Here is a 13549-nt window from a genome sequence, read left to right as displayed (position 1 = left end):
CATGGCCCGGTACATCACCATCCGCCTCGAGAGCCGCGGTGTGGCCTGCCGTGCACGCCTGCTCGACGACGCGGCTCCGGTGACCAGCGAGGCGGTGTGGCAGGCCCTGCCGGTCTCCGGCGACGCCTTCCACGCCAAGTACGCGCGCAACGAGGTCTACACCCTCCTTCCCCGCATCACCGCCGCCCCCCACCGGGAGAACCCCACCGTCACGCCCATCCCCGGGGACGTGTGCCTCTTCGACTTCGAGCCCTGGGAGATCGGCAACCCGGCGTACGGCTACGAGCCTGGATCCGTGGCCCACGCCGAGCAGGGTGCGACCGACCTGGCGATCTTCTACGACCGGAACAACCTGCTCATCAACGGCGACGTCGGCTGGGTGCCCGGCAACGTCTTCGGGGCGATCGAGGACGGGCTGGCGGAGATGGCAGCGGCCTGCACCGACCTGTGGCGCAACGGGTTCGCCGGCGAACGGCTCACCGTCGCCCGCGCCTGACCGGTCAGCCGGTCAGGCGATCAGCCACTCCACGAAGCGCGCCACGGCCAGCACCAGGTCGTCCGAGTGACGCGGTCCGACGACCTGCAGGCCGACGGGCAGCCCCGCGGCGGTGCGCCCCACGGGGATGCTGATCGCCGGCTGCTGGGTGAGGTTGAAGGGATAGCTGAACGGCGTCCACTGTGCCCAGCTGCGCAGTCCGCTTCCCGGCGGGACGTCGTGCCCGGCCTCGAACGCGGTGATCGGCATGGTCGGCGTCAGCAGCACGTTGTACGTCTCGTGGAAGGCACCCATGAGGATGCCGAGCTGGGCCGCCACCGCCCGCGCCTGCAGGTAGTCCACGGCGCTGAGCCGCTCACCGTGGTCCCACACCTGCCCCAGCCCGGGGTCGACGGTCTCCCGGGCACCCGGCATCGTCCGCAGGAGGGTCGCCGCACCGCTCGCCCACAGCACCTCGAAGGCCTCGAGCGGGTCGGTGAATCCGGGGTCCGTCGCGGTGACCCGCAGACCCGCCGCGTCGACCTGGGCGACGACGTCGTCGACGATGGCGGCCACCTCCGGGTCCACCTCCACGTACCCGAGGTCACGGGAGTAGGCCACGTGCATCCCGGTGACCTCCCGGTTGAACTCCCCGCGGAAGGTGAGCCGGGGCGGCGCCAGCTGGGTCGGGTCACGGGGGTCGGGGAGCGAGAGGATGTCCATGAGCAGGGCGGTGTCCTCGACCGTGCGGGTCATCGGCCCGGCGTGCGCGAGCGGGCCGAAGGGGCTCGCGGGGAACATCGGGACGCGGCCGTGCGTGGGCTTGAAACCCACGATCCCGCAGAACGAGGCGGGGATCCGGATGCTGCCACCGCCGTCGGTGCCCACCGCGCAGGGCCCCATCCCGGCCGCGACTGCCGCTGCGGCTCCACCGGAGGAGCCGCCCGCGGTGAGCCGCGGGTCGTGCGGGTTGCGGGTCACTCCGGTGAGCGGACTGTCGGTCACGGCCTTCCAGGCGATCTCCGGCGTCGTCGTCTTGCCGACGAAGACCATCCCGTCGGCGCGCAGGCGTGCGGCGACGGGCGAGTCGACCTCCCACGGCTGGTCCGGGTCCACCGCCCGGGAGCCCCGGAGCGTGGGCCAGCCCTTGGTGAGGAAGATGTCCTTGATCGACACCGGCACACCGTCGAGCAGTCCGGCGGGGTAGCCCGTGCGCCAGCGCTCCTCCGAGTCGGCAGCCTGCGCCAGCGCGCCGTCACGGTCGACGAGGCAGAACGCCCCGATCCCCCCGTCGGCCTCCTCGATCCGGTCGAGCACCGCCGTCGTCGCCTCGACCGGGGACAGCGCGCCGGTGGCGTAGGCGGACACGAGCTCCACCGCGGTCATCTCGGTCGGGTTCATGGTCGGCTCCCGGTGCTCGGCACGTACCCCAAGGACTTGTCGACCACGTGCCGCAGCGGACGCCCCTCGACCCAGCGCAGGAAGTTGTCGACGAACAGCTCGGTCAGCGCCTCCCGCCAGCCGTGGACGTCCCCGGAGCTGTGGGGGGTCACGACGACGTTCGGCAGCTCCCACAGCTCGTGGCCGGGTGGCAGGGGCTCGGGGTCGACGACGTCGAGGGCGGCGCCGGCGATGTGCCCGTCGCGCAGCGCCGCGACGAGGTCGTCCGTCCGCACCAGCTCGCCACGGCCGACGTTGACGAAGCGAGCGTGCGGCGCCATGGCCGCGAACGCCGCCGCGTCGAACATGCCGCGGGTCGCGTCGGTGAGCGGAGGGGCGGCCACCACCCAGTCGGCCCTGCCCAGCTCCGCGGTCAGGGCCGCGGCGTCGGTGACCGTCGTGAAGTCGGGGTCGTCCCGGCGCGACCGGCGCCCGGACCCGTGCACCTCCACGCCCGCGGCCCGCAGCAGCCGCGCGATCGCCCGACCGATCGGTCCGGTCCCGACGACGAGCGCCCGGGTCCCGGCGACGCGCTCGGACTCCCGGTGCTCCCACCGGTGCTGCTGCTGGAGGCGCAGCGACCCGGGCAGGTCCTTGGCGAAGGACAGCACCTGCGCCAGGACGTACTCCGCGATCGGCTCCTCGAAGATGCCGCGGGAGTTGGTGACGACCACGTCGCTCTCCCGCACCTGCGGCGACATCACCGCGTTGACGCCGGCCGCGGCCACGTGCAGCCACTGCAGCGACCCGGCGGCGTGCCACGCGTCGGGGACGGCGGTGGAGAGGAAGTCGTAGGCGAACAGCACGTCGGCGCCGCGGAGCGCCCCGGCGAGGCCGGCCTCCTCGGTGGGCCGCAGCTCGGCTCGGGCGGCGACCGGTGCCATCACCTCATCCGGCGGCAGGCGTCCGTCGTGGAGAACGACGACGACGGGCTGGGCAGGCACGTTGACAACGTATGAGGGCCGTCCCTAGATTGTCAACAATATGGCAATCGTGCCCGGCTGTGCGGAGGTGTGCCCGTGGAGCTGACCGGCGTCGAGTTCGAGGGGCCCCTCGCCCAGCGCGGCATCGGCATCATCGCGCCCTTCGACCTCGCACTGGAGCGTGAGCTGTGGCGCTGGGCGCCGCTCGACGTCACCTTCCACCTCGCCCGCACCCCCTACGAGCCCGTCCCGGTGAGCCTGGAGATGGCCGAGCTCGTCTCCGAGCGCCGTCACCTCCAGGCAGCGACGCGGGACGTCCTCGGCGTCGACCCCGAGGTCGTCGCCTACCTGTGCTCCTCGGGCAGCTTCGTCCACGGGCTGTCCTACGAGGCCGAGCTGCGGGACGCGATCCTGGCTGCCGGCGCCCCGGCGGCGGTGACGACGTCCGGAGCTCTCGCGGAGGCGGTCCGCGAGCTCGACCTGCACCGCATGTCGGTGATCACGCCCTACGACGCCCCGCTCACCGAACGGCTCGGCGCCTTCCTCGGCGAGCTCGGGGTGGAGGTCATGCGCTCTCACTACCTCGGCCTCGGCGGCGGGATCTGGAAGGTCAACTACCGCACGGTGGCCGAGCTCATCCTCGCGGCCGACGACCCCCGCGCAGAGGCCGTCTTCGTCTCGTGCACGAACCTGCCGACCTACGACATCATCGCCCCGCTCGAGAAGCGGCTGGGCAAGCCGGTGCTCACCGCCAACCAGCTCACCGTCTGGGCGTGCCTCGGGCACATGGGCCTGCCCATGGTCGGGCCGGGTCGCTGGCTGCGGGGCGTGTTCGAGGAGGACGACGGTGCAGGTGCACCGCACTCCCCCGCGCAGCCCGGCCAGGAGGAGACGAGATGAGGACACCCACGACGGTCGGGATCATCTACCCCGACCATGCCGCGGAGGACGAGTACGCCCTGGCCGCCCGCCTGCTCGGCGTCGACCTTCCGGTCGCCCACGTCTACGGCACCGACCTGCACGCGATCCCCGAGCTGCTCGACCTCGGAGCGCCCGCCCGCCTCGCGGGCGGCGCCGCGGCGCTCGCTGCCCACCGGCCGCGGTCGGTCATGTGGGCGTGCACCTCGGGCAGCTTCGTCTTCGGTCACGACGGCGCCCAGCGCCAGGTGGACGAGCTCGCCCGGGTCACCGGCGTGCCGACCTCGAGCACGAGCATCGCCTTCGTCGCTGCGCTCGCGGCGGTGGGTGTCTCCCGGGTCGCGGTCGCGGCCAGCTACCCCGACGACGTCGCCGCGTGCTTCGTCGACTACCTCGCGGCGGCGGGCGTGGAGGTCGTGGCGATGGGCAGCGCCGGCATCGACACGGCGGCGCAGGTGGGTCGCCTCGCGGCCGCCGAGGTCCGGGAGCTGGCCGTCGCCCACGACCATGCCGCGGCCGAGGCGCTGCTCGTCCCGGACACCGCGATGCGGACGCTGGCGGTCGTCCCCGAGCTCGAGACCCGCCTGGGGAAGCCGGTGCTCACGGCCAACCAGGTGACGATATGGCAGGGTCTTCGGCTGGCGGGAGCGACGCCGTCGAGCCCGGACCTCGGAACACTCTTCATGCGAAGGCAGGACCATGCCCATCAGTGATCTGCGGCCGCCGCGGCGGCAGTCGACGGTCGAGTACCTCGCGGAGCAGCTGCGCACCGCGGTGATGACGGGCCAGCTGCCCCCGGGCACCCAGCTCGGTGAGGCCGACCTCGCCGAGCGGTTCGAGGTCTCCCGCGGGCCGCTGCGCGAGGCCATGCAGCGGCTCGTCTCCGAGGGGATCCTCCACGCGATCGTCAACCGCGGGGTCTTCGTCAACGAGCTCACCCTCGCCGACGTCGCCGACGTCTACCGCACCCGGTCCGTCATCGAGCGGGGCGCCCTGGAGATCGTCCTCGCGGAGCGTCGGGAGGAGACCTACCGGGCCCTGGAGGCGAGCGTGCGGACCATGCGTGAGGCCGCCGACCGCGGTGACGGCACCGCGGTCTCCGACACCGACCAGGAGTTCCACGAGGTCCTCGTCGAGTCGTCCGGCAGCCCCCGGCTCATCCGGGCGATGCGCACGCTGCTCGTCGAGACCCGGATGTGCCTCGGTGAGCTCGAGACCACCTACCCGGACCTCGGGGCGCAGGTGCGCGAGCACGAGGAGCTGCGCGAGGCGATCCGGGCCGAGTCACCGGCCCGGGCGCGCGAGCTGCTGCTCGCCCACCTGGACGACGCCGTCGAGCGTCTCGTCGCCAAGCGGACCGACCCCGCAGCCTGACCGGGTCGCGCGACCCGACGGACCGGGACCGGCCGCTCACGCCGGTCCCGGCGCCCGGACCGCCGCGCCGTCGTCGTGCGCCCCCTGTTCAGGGGATGGTGATCTCCGCACCCGCCAGTGCCTGCCGGTTCGCGTCGGCCATGTCGTAGGCCGTCTGGCGCGGGGCGACCCGGTCCGCGCGCCACGCGGCGACCAGCCGGGCGACCTTCGGCCGCATCTCCTCCGCCAGCCGGTCGAAGGCCTCGTCGGGGTCGGTCCCTACCTGCCCCTGGAGCAGCCACCACGCCCACGCCGCGGCGCCCGCGTTGGCGACGAAGTCCGGGACGACCGGGACGCCCCGCGCGACCAGGGCGGTCTCCGCCTCCGGTGTGGTGGCCGAGTTCGCGGCCTCGACGAGGACCTTGGCGCGCACGCCGGCGACGTTCTCGGCACGGACCGCGTAGGAGATCGCGGCGGGGACCAGGATGTCCACCGCCAGCTCGAGCACGGCGTCGCGCGGCAGCTGCTCGACGTCGTCGGGCACGCGGCTGCGGTCGATCTCGCCGTACCGGTCGCGGAGCTCGAGCAGCGCCGGCACGTCCAGGCCGGTGCGGCGGTACAGGGTTCCGGCCGCGTCCGCGACCGCGACCACCCGCACCCCGGCGTGGTGGAGGTACCACGCCGCCCCACCGCCCATCGTGCCGATGCCCTGGATGGCGACCGTCGTCGCCGCCGGGTGCTGCGCCAGTGCCGTCACCACGCCGAGACACGCCTGAGCCACCCCGTAGCCACCGATGACCTCACCGACGAGCAGCCCGTCCGCCGTGCGTGCCGCGAGGCCGTCCTGCACCCGGCGCAGGGTCCGCTCCGGGTCGGGCGAGCGTCCGATCGCGGCGTGGAACGACTGGTTGAGCCCGAGCCGGAGGAACACGTCGTCGATCAGGTGCTGCGGCACGCCGAGGTCCTCGGCGGTCACCCAGTGGCGGTCGAGCCACGGCCGCATCGCGACGCAGAAGCGCTCGAGCACACCGGTCGCTCGCGGGTCCTTGGGGTCGAAGTCGATACCGCCCTTCGCCCCGCCCACGGGCAGTCCGAAGACCGCCGTCTTCGTCGACATCCCCCGCGCGAGGTCGGCCACCTCGGACACCGTGCACCCGGCTCGCATCCGGGTGCCGCCGGTCGCCAGACCACCGACGAGCGTGTCGACGACGAGGAAGCCCTGGGCACCGGTGACCGGGTCGGTCCACCTGAGCTCGTGCTCCGGCGCCGGTCGGCGACGCGTCGGCGCCGCGGGACGCACCCGCGGCAGAGGTACGGGACGCGGCCCCGGGGCCGGCGTCGGGACCACCGTCAACCTCGGACCGTCGGTCATCGTCATCCGGACCACCTCCACCGTCGTCGCTACGTCACCTCAGCGTGCGGGCGGCTCCTGCGCGGCGTCCATCGACAGTTCCTGCACGTCGAGGCGCAGGTTTTGTGCACGATCGGGGCGGAGCTGGGAGCCGGTGGGGGCCGGGAGGCTCAGTCGGCGCGCGCCCGAGCGATCTGCGGCACTCCCCGGGCGGCGTCGAGCTCCTCCCGCGTGGGTGGGCGCCCACCCGAGGAGCCGGCGATCGTGGCGGCCGCCGTGGCGTTGTCGACCAGCTCCCGGAGGCTCCCCGAGACGAGGGTGCGCAGGTCCGGACGGGCCAGCACCCCGAGGAGCCCGCCCTTCCACAGCGCGTCGAGGACACCGGCCGTGAACGCCTCGCCGACGCCGTCCGCACCGTCGTCGACCGTGGCCCCGGAGGAGGTGGCGACGACACCGACGGCGTTCATCGCCCAGGCACCGTCGGCACCGGCGGACACGACGACGATCCCCGGCCCCGACGACAGCCACCGCCCGACCACGGCGCGGTGCTCCTGGCCCGGGTAGAGCCACTCGAGGTCGCGGGTGGAGACCGTGACGACGTCCGCCCGGGCGACGAGGTCCTCGACGCGGTCACGGACGTCCTCCGCCGTCTCGGCCGCGTCGTGGCTGAGCGCGGGGTCGTAGGTGATCGTGGCCCCACCGCGGTACGCACCGACCGTCCTGGCCACCGTGCGGGCGAAGGGGCCGGACACGGCGCTGAGGGAACCGACGTGCACGAGGATCGGGTGGCTCGTCGTCCCGTCGGGACGGCCGGGCAGACCACCGGGGCCCGGACCGGTGACGAGCTCGGCCGGCCGGCCCAGCCGCCGCAGCCCCTCGACGACCCGGGCACCCGCCGAGTCCGGCTCGTCGACGATGAACGCGGGGTCCGCGAGCAGCCTGCGGTCGGTGAGGGTGGGGGTGGGTGCCCACGCCTGGGTCGTCCGCTGCGTGGACCCGTCCCCCAGGGTCTCGTCGCTGCTCGGGCGCCGGAACGGGGTGTCCGGGTCCGGTGCCACGGACGACGGCACCGAGCTCCGCGCGTCCTCGTACCCGCCCTGCGGGGTCCTCGTGTCGCCCATCTGTCTGCCTCCGTGTCGTGTGCGGCGCGCGTGACGCCGTGTCCTCGCTGCCCCTCGAACCTACGACGAAAGCCGCGGTACGCAAGATCCCGGCGACCTAGGCTGACCGGATGGAGCTGTCGCTACGCCGACTTCGCATGCTGCGCGAGCTTCATCGGCGCGGGACCGTGACGGCTGCCGCCACCGCCCTCCACTACAGCCCCTCGGGGGTCTCCCAGCAGCTCGCGCAGCTCGAGCGCGAGGTGGGGGTCAAGCTGGTGGAGCGGCACGGGCGGCGCGTGCAGCTCACCGAGCTCGGGCTGCTCCTCTCCGAGCACGCCGAGGACATCCTCGCCTCGGTGGAACGGGCCACCGCGGCCCTCGAGCACGCGTCGGAGGGCATCAGCGCCCGCCTCGACGCCGGGGTGTGGGCCTCGGTGGCGTCGGGCCTGCTGCCGACGGCGCTCGCTGCCCTCGCCGTCGACCACCCCGGCATCGAGGTGCGGACGGTCGAGCTCGCGCCGGAGGAGACGGCCGAGGCGGTCCGCGACGGCGCGCTCGACCTCTCCTTCGTCATCGACTACTCCGACTACGCGATGCCGTGGGACGCGGACCTCGCCCGCGTCGTCATCGCCGTCGAACGCCTCCACGTCGCCGCCCCCGCCGGGACGGTGCCCGGCGGGACGACGTCCCTCACCCGGCTGGCCGAGTCCCCGTGGATCCTGCCGGGGCCGCGGTCGCACTTCGGGCGCGCCGTGCGCATCGCGTGCCAGCGCCACGGCTTCGCACCGCGGGTCAACCACAAGGTCGACGAGCAGTCGACCGCCCTGGCGATGGTGGCCGGCGGACTCGGGGTGACGCTGGTGTCGGACCTCGGCCTCACCTGGCTGCCCGCCGGGGTCGACATCGTCGCGCTGGACGAACCGGTCATGCGGACGGTGTCGATCGCCTACCGCACGACCTCACCGCTGCGCCGGTCCGTCGAGCTCGTCATCGAGGCGGTCCGTACCGCCGCTGCGGAGAAGGGCCTGGCCGCGAGCTCCACCCTCCCCCGCCCGGCGGACGGCTGAGGCCTGGACCGGGGTGCCCCCGGAGGAGAACACTGGTGCTGTCGAGAGGTCCCGAGCGCGACCACGTGGTGACCGCCCGGATCTCGCTCGGCGACAGGGAGGGGGTGCCATGGTCCTGCCCCGTCGCCTGGCGCGCCTCAACCGCAGGTACCTCAACCGGGTGGTGGTGCGCCTGGCGACCCGCGCACCGGGTCTCGCCGTGCTGCACCACCGCGGCCGCCGGTCCGGGCGGCGCTACGACGTCCCGGTCAACGTCTTCGTCCGCGGGGACCGGTACGTCGTCGCGCTGACCTACGGCCCCACCACCGACTGGCTGCGGAACGTGCTGGCGGCGGGGCGCTGCACCATGACCGTGCGGGGCCGCGTCGTGCCGCTGCGCGCACCCCGGGTCTACCGGGACGCGCGCCGTGCCGACGTGCCGCTGCCCGTCCGCGCGGTGCTCGCACGCCTGGGCGTCGAGGAGTTCCTCGAGCTCAGGCCGGTGCGGCGGGGCTGAGCCGGCCCCACGAGACGCCGCCCGAGGCTGCAGGCTGGCCACGAGGTCGAGCCACGGTGTCCGGCTGTCGTCGTGGTGCCGCAGTACCAGCCCGTACCCGAGCACCGCGCTCCTGCCCCAAGAGGTCTGCCGTGCGGGACGACGTGAGCGGCGGCGGGCGAAGAGGCGGGCGGCGCCGGAGTGGTCAGCCGTGGGCGGGTGGGCTCGCCTCCGCGGCGGCCCGGGCGGCGTGCGGCAGCGCGTCGAGGACGACGTCGACGGCCTCGGCGTCGTGCGCGGCGGTGAGGAACCACGCCTCGTACACGCTGGGCGGCAGGGCCACGCCGGCGTCGAGCATGGCGTGGAAGAACGCCGGGTAGCGCCACGCCTCCTGCGCGGTCGCCCCGGCGTAGTCGTGCACGCCGTCGGTCGCCGCACGGTCGCCGAAGAACACCGAGAACAGGTTCCCGGCCCGGTTGACGACGTGCGGCACGCCCGCCGCGGTCAGTGCCTCCCCGGTGGCGTCGGCGATGATGCCCGCCGTCCGGTCGACGCGGGCGTAGACGTCCGCGTCCGCGAGCCGGAGCGTCGCGAGACCGGCCGCGGTGGCGAGCGGGTTCCCCGACAGGGTGCCGGCCTGGTACACCGGCCCGGTCGGCGCGAGCAGGTCCATGAGCTCGGCCCGGCCCGCGACGGCGGCAAGGGGCATCCCGCCGCCGACGACCTTGCCGAATGTCAGGAGGTCCGGCGCCCAGGACTCCTGGGCGCCCTCGAGGCCCCACCAGCCGGAGGGGCCGACGCGGAAGCCGGTGAGCACCTCGTCCTGGATGAGCAGGGCGCCGTGCTCCGCGGTGAGGCGCCGCAGCGCCGCGTTGAACCCGGGGGCGGGCGGGACGACGCCCATGTTCGCCGGGGCGGCCTCGGTGATGACGCAGGCGACCTCCGCCCCGCGCTCGGCGAACACCGCCTCGAGGGCCGCGAGGTCGTTGTATGGCACGACGATCGTCTGGGCGGCGCTCGCCGCCGGGACACCGGCGGACCCGGGAAGCCCGAACGTCGCGACGCCCGAGCCTGCCTCCGCCAGCAGCGAGTCGACGTGGCCGTGGTAGCAGCCGGCGAACTTGACGACGAGGTCCCGACCCGTCGCGCCGCGAGCGAGCCGCACCGCCGTCATTGTCGCCTCGGTCCCGGTGGAGACGAGCCGGACCCGCTCGGCGGGCGGGACCCGGTCACGGATCGCCTCGGCGAGCTCGATCTCCCCGAGGGTCGGGGCGCCGAAGGACAACCCGCGCCCGGCGGCGTCCCGGACGGCGGCGACGACCTCCGGGTGCGCGTGCCCCAGAAGGGCCGGGCCCCAGGAGGCCACGAGGTCGACGTAGCTGCGCCCCTCGACGTCGGTGACGCGTGCCCCGGACGCCGCGGCGACGAAGCGGGGGTCACCTCCGACGGACCCGTAGGCCCGGACCGGGGAGTCCACCCCGCCGGGGATGACCGTCAGGGCGCGGGTGAACAGGTCGTGGTTGGTCGTCATCTCGTTCCTCACTGCGTGCCGTCGGCGAGCCAGCGGGCCACCTCGGTGGCCCAGTACGTGGCGATGATCCCCGCGCCCGCGCGGCGGATCGAGGTCAGGGACTCCAGGATGGTCCGCCGCCGGTCGAGCCAGCCGTTCGCGGCGGCGGCCTCGACCATCGCCAGCTCGCCCGACACCTGGTAGGCGGCGACCGGGATGTCGACGGTCGCTGCGACGTCGGCCAGCACGTCGAGGTACCCGAGCGCCGGCTTGACCATGACGATGTCCGCGCCCTCCGCGACGTCGAGCAGCGCCTCGCGCATCCCCTCGGCGCGGTTGGCCGGGTCCATCTGGTAGGTGCGGCGGTCCCCCTGGAGCTGGGAGTCGACCGCCTCGCGGAACGGCCCGTAGAAGGCGGAGGCGTACTTCGCGGAGTAGGCGAGGATCGCGGTGCCCGTCGCTCCGACCCCGTCGAGGGCGGCCCGGCAGGCCGCGACCTGGCCGTCCATCATCCCTGACAGGCCGAGCACGTGTGCACCGGCCTCGTACTGGGCGACGGCCATCTCGGCGTACCGCTGGAGGGTGGCGTCGTTGTCGACCGACCCGTCGCTCGCCAGGACGCCGCAGTGACCGTGGTCGGTGAACTCGTCGAGACAGAGGTCGGAGATGACGACGACGTCGTCACCCACCTCCTCGCGGAGCAGGGTCAGGCCACGGTTGCCGACACCACGCGGGTCGGTGGCTCCCGAGCCCGTGGCGTCGCGGGTGGCCGGCACCCCGAAGAGCATGATCCCGCCGACCCCGGCGTCGGCCGCCTCGCGGGCCGCCGCACGCAGGGAGTCCTCCGTGTGCTGGACGACGCCCGGCATCGAGGAGATCGGGCGTGGCTCGGTCGCGTCCTCGGCGAGGAACACCGGCAGGACGAGGTCCGCGGCGGCGAGGCGGTGCTCGGCGACGAGGCGGCGCAGCGGCGCCGTCGCGCGCAGCCGGCGCGGGCGGTCGGTCGGAACGGGCGCTGGGGACATCAGCTGTCGCCTCCTGGGTCGGTGGTGCGGTGACGAAGGGCGTGGACGGCGGCCGCGACGAGCCCCTCGGGGCTCGCCTCGGTCGCCACGGCGTCCACCCGCAGGCCGGCCTGCCGGGCGGCGCGCTCGGTCGGCGCGCCGATGACGGCGACCCGGGCCGTGGCGGGCGGCGGGCCGAGCAGGTCGAGGAGAGCGCGGACGGCCGACCCGGCCGTGAGGAGCACGACGTCGGGCCACGGCTCGGTGAGCCGCGCGCGGGCGGTGTCGTCGAGGACTGCGGTGCGCGTGGTGTACACGTCGTGGCGCTCGACCTGCCAGCCGAGCGCCCGCAGGCCCTCGGCGAGCTCCGGTGCGGCGAGGGCCGAGCACGGCAGCACGACCCTGCGCGGACTCGGGTCGGCAGGCGGGAAGGACCGCAGCAGCGTCGCCGCGCTCTCCGGGGCGGGGGCGCACAGGTGGGGGCCGTGGCCGGCGCGCCGCAAAGCCGCCGCGGTCGCGGGGCCGACCGCCGCGACCCGGGTACCGGCGGCGACGGCCCTGGTGAGGCGGTTCCCGAGGTGCTCCCCTGACCGGTCGGCGCGTGCCCGCAGCACGGCGACGGTGCGGGCGGAGGTGAGCACCACCCAGGCGGCGCCGGCGAGCTCGAGCGCCCGGTCGAGCACGGCGTCGTCCGCGACCACCGTCTCGGTCAGCGCGACAGAGACGGGCACGCCGCCGGCGTCCTCGACGGCACGGGCGAGCGGGTCGTCGGCCCCCGGGCGCGGGACGAGCACCCGCCGGCCCGCGAGCGGTGCCGCCGCGTGGTCGGCGAGCGGTGCCGGGCTCCCGCCGGGCAGTGGCTCCGCCCGGCGGTCGGTGCGCGCCCGCACGGAGGAAGGCCGTGCCCCGACGGGGGCGTCCTGCGGCCCTGAGGTCACGGCGTCGCGCGGGCGAGCTCGCCGGCGCCCTGTCCGATGAGCTCGGTGCCGAGGTCGTGACCGAGCGTCCGGGCGGCGGCGAGCACCTCGTCCCGCCCGGCGGTGAGGTCGACGGCCGCGCTGCGCGAGGACCGCAGCACCCGCCCGCCGTCGATGGCCGCGGCGACGGCCTCGAGGGTGAGCGTGCCCGCCCCCACGGTCCCGAGCGCACCCACGGGCGCCGCGCACCCGGCCTCGAGACTGGCGAGCAGCTGGCGCTCGGCCGTGACCGCGACGAGCGTCGCGAGGTCGTCCAGCGCGGCGAGGGCGGAGGCGAGCGGCTCGGGGACGTCGGCGCGGGTCTCGACGGCAAGCGCTCCCTGCCCGGGTGCGGGGAGCATGACGGCCGGGTCGAGGATCTCGGTGGCGCGGTCGGTGAGGCCCAGGCGCGCGAGCCCCGCCGCGGCGAGGACGACGGCGTCGAGGTCGTCCTCGGTGCGTGCGAGCCGCGTGGGGACGTTGCCGCGGATGTCGACGACGTCGAGGTCGGGCCGGGCGGCGCGCAGCTGGGCTGCCCGCCGGGGTGACCCGGTCCCCACCCGCGCCCCGTCCGGCAGGGTCGCGAGCGTGAGGCCGTCCCGGGCGCACAGCGCGTCCCGCACGTCAGCGCGCGGGGGGACGGCGCAGATCCGCAGCCCGGGCTCGGGCGTGGTCGGCAGATCCTTGAGCGAGTGCACGACGACGTCGACCGAGCCGTCCTTCAGCGCGGCCCGGAGCGCACCGGCGAAGACGCCGGCGCCGCCGAGCGAGGCGAGGGACCCGGTCCGCACGTCGCCCTCGGTGCGCACGATGCGCATCTCCATGCGGCCGGCGCCGGCCGCCGTGAGGGCGTCGGCCACGTGGCCGGCCTGGGTGCGGGCGAGGTCCGAACCGCGCGTGCCCAGCACCCACGGGTGTGCTGCCGAAGTCGTGTCGATCACCCGCCCAGTCTCTCATCGCCTCGCACCGCACCC

Annotated in this window: 14 protein-coding genes; 6 read left to right on the top strand and 8 right to left on the bottom strand. The window is 74.9% G+C overall.

The annotated features are described in order from the left end of the window. Nucleotide 1: 1 nt before the first annotated feature. On the top strand, nt 2–496 hold the full coding sequence (locus VR894_RS13480) for a DUF3830 family protein (protein ID WP_324652333.1): 495 nt from the start codon (nt 2–4) through the stop codon (nt 494–496). A 12-nt stretch (nt 497–508) separates the two neighbouring features. Here the strand turns inward: VR894_RS13480 and VR894_RS13475 are convergent, their stop codons facing one another. Beyond that, a complete protein-coding gene (locus tag VR894_RS13475; protein ID WP_324652331.1) occupies nt 509–1876 on the bottom strand; it encodes an amidase in 1368 nt (455 codons plus the stop codon). Further along, nucleotides 1873–2859, bottom strand: coding sequence for a D-2-hydroxyacid dehydrogenase (locus tag VR894_RS13470; protein WP_324652329.1), 987 nt, complete (start codon nt 2857–2859; stop codon nt 1873–1875). Before VR894_RS13470 ends, VR894_RS13475 begins: the two co-directional genes overlap by 4 nt. 75 nt (nt 2860–2934) lie before the next feature. Here VR894_RS13470 and VR894_RS13465 point away from each other — a divergent pair, with 75 nt between their 5' ends. Genes VR894_RS13465 through VR894_RS13455 form a run of 3 tightly spaced genes read left to right on the top strand, consistent with a single transcriptional unit; the run spans nt 2935 to nt 5130 of the window. Further along, on the top strand, nt 2935–3738 hold the full coding sequence (locus VR894_RS13465) for an Asp/Glu/hydantoin racemase (RefSeq protein WP_324652328.1): 804 nt from the start codon (nt 2935–2937) through the stop codon (nt 3736–3738). Then, nucleotides 3735–4469: a maleate cis-trans isomerase gene (locus VR894_RS13460; RefSeq protein ID WP_324652326.1), complete on the top strand. Its 735-nt coding sequence runs from the start codon at nt 3735–3737 to the stop codon at nt 4467–4469. The genes VR894_RS13465 and VR894_RS13460 overlap by 4 nt, the downstream gene beginning before the upstream one ends. Beyond that, nucleotides 4456–5130, top strand: a complete 675-nt coding sequence (locus tag VR894_RS13455) for a GntR family transcriptional regulator (RefSeq protein ID WP_324652324.1) — start codon at nt 4456–4458, stop codon at nt 5128–5130. Before VR894_RS13460 ends, VR894_RS13455 begins: the two co-directional genes overlap by 14 nt. Nucleotides 5131–5218: 88 nt before the next feature. Here VR894_RS13455 and VR894_RS13450 read toward each other — a convergent pair whose 3' ends face one another. Next, nucleotides 5219–6487, bottom strand: coding sequence for a Glu/Leu/Phe/Val dehydrogenase dimerization domain-containing protein (locus VR894_RS13450; protein ID WP_324652322.1), 1269 nt, complete (start codon nt 6485–6487; stop codon nt 5219–5221). Nucleotides 6488–6630: 143 nt separating this feature from the next. Then, entirely contained in the window at nt 6631–7581 is a 951-nt protein-coding gene (locus tag VR894_RS13445; protein WP_324652320.1) for a PfkB family carbohydrate kinase, read from the bottom strand. 110 nt (nt 7582–7691) lie between these two features. Between VR894_RS13445 and VR894_RS13440 the strand changes: the two genes are divergently transcribed. Further along, entirely contained in the window at nt 7692–8630 is a 939-nt protein-coding gene (locus tag VR894_RS13440; protein WP_324652318.1) for a LysR family transcriptional regulator, read from the top strand. Between the two features lie 109 nt (nt 8631–8739). Next, a complete protein-coding gene (locus VR894_RS13435; protein ID WP_324652316.1) occupies nt 8740–9126 on the top strand; it encodes a nitroreductase family deazaflavin-dependent oxidoreductase in 387 nt (128 codons plus the stop codon). A 184-nt stretch (nt 9127–9310) separates the two neighbouring features. On the opposite strand, the gene hemL is transcribed toward VR894_RS13435, so the two are convergent. From hemL to hemC, 4 genes are read right to left on the bottom strand one after another with little or no spacing between them, the layout of a single operon-like run. Continuing rightward, nucleotides 9311–10636 (bottom strand): glutamate-1-semialdehyde 2,1-aminomutase, encoded by a 1326-nt coding sequence (hemL, locus tag VR894_RS13430; RefSeq protein ID WP_324652314.1) that lies wholly within the window; start codon nt 10634–10636, stop codon nt 9311–9313. Between the two features lie 8 nt (nt 10637–10644). Beyond that, a complete protein-coding gene (hemB, locus tag VR894_RS13425) occupies nt 10645–11640 on the bottom strand; it encodes a porphobilinogen synthase (RefSeq protein WP_324652313.1) in 996 nt (331 codons plus the stop codon). Next, nucleotides 11640–12509, bottom strand: a complete 870-nt coding sequence (locus VR894_RS13420; protein ID WP_324652311.1) for a uroporphyrinogen-III synthase — start codon at nt 12507–12509, stop codon at nt 11640–11642. The genes hemB and VR894_RS13420 overlap by 1 nt, the downstream gene beginning before the upstream one ends. Nucleotides 12510–12553: 44 nt before the next feature. Beyond that, nucleotides 12554–13516, bottom strand: a complete 963-nt coding sequence (gene hemC / locus VR894_RS13415; RefSeq protein ID WP_324652309.1) for a hydroxymethylbilane synthase — start codon at nt 13514–13516, stop codon at nt 12554–12556. Between the last annotated feature and the right edge of the window lie 33 nt (nt 13517–13549).

The sequence above is a fragment of the Georgenia sp. H159 genome (assembly GCF_035607575.1).
Lineage (GTDB): Bacteria > Actinomycetota > Actinomycetes > Actinomycetales > Actinomycetaceae > Oceanitalea.
This window is presented reverse-complemented; position numbering and strand designations above follow the sequence as displayed.

Bases quoted from the DNA above. Each gene is read 5' to 3' on its own strand.
- VR894_RS13480 (WP_324652333.1), top strand. From the start codon at position 2: ATGGCCCGGTACATCACCATCCGCCTCGAGAGCCGCGGTGTGGCCTGC.
- VR894_RS13475 (WP_324652331.1), bottom strand. From the start codon at position 1,876: ATGAACCCGACCGAGATGACCGCGGTGGAGCTCGTGTCCGCCTACGCC.
- VR894_RS13460 (WP_324652326.1), top strand. From the start codon at position 3,735: ATGAGGACACCCACGACGGTCGGGATCATCTACCCCGACCATGCCGCG.
- VR894_RS13455 (WP_324652324.1), top strand. From the start codon at position 4,456: ATGCCCATCAGTGATCTGCGGCCGCCGCGGCGGCAGTCGACGGTCGAG.
- VR894_RS13450 (WP_324652322.1), bottom strand. From the start codon at position 6,487: ATGACGATGACCGACGGTCCGAGGTTGACGGTGGTCCCGACGCCGGCC.
- VR894_RS13445 (WP_324652320.1), bottom strand. From the start codon at position 7,581: ATGGGCGACACGAGGACCCCGCAGGGCGGGTACGAGGACGCGCGGAGC.
- VR894_RS13440 (WP_324652318.1), top strand. From the start codon at position 7,692: ATGGAGCTGTCGCTACGCCGACTTCGCATGCTGCGCGAGCTTCATCGG.
- VR894_RS13435 (WP_324652316.1), top strand. From the start codon at position 8,740: ATGGTCCTGCCCCGTCGCCTGGCGCGCCTCAACCGCAGGTACCTCAAC.
- hemL (WP_324652314.1), bottom strand. From the start codon at position 10,636: ATGACGACCAACCACGACCTGTTCACCCGCGCCCTGACGGTCATCCCC.
- hemB (WP_324652313.1), bottom strand. From the start codon at position 11,640: ATGTCCCCAGCGCCCGTTCCGACCGACCGCCCGCGCCGGCTGCGCGCG.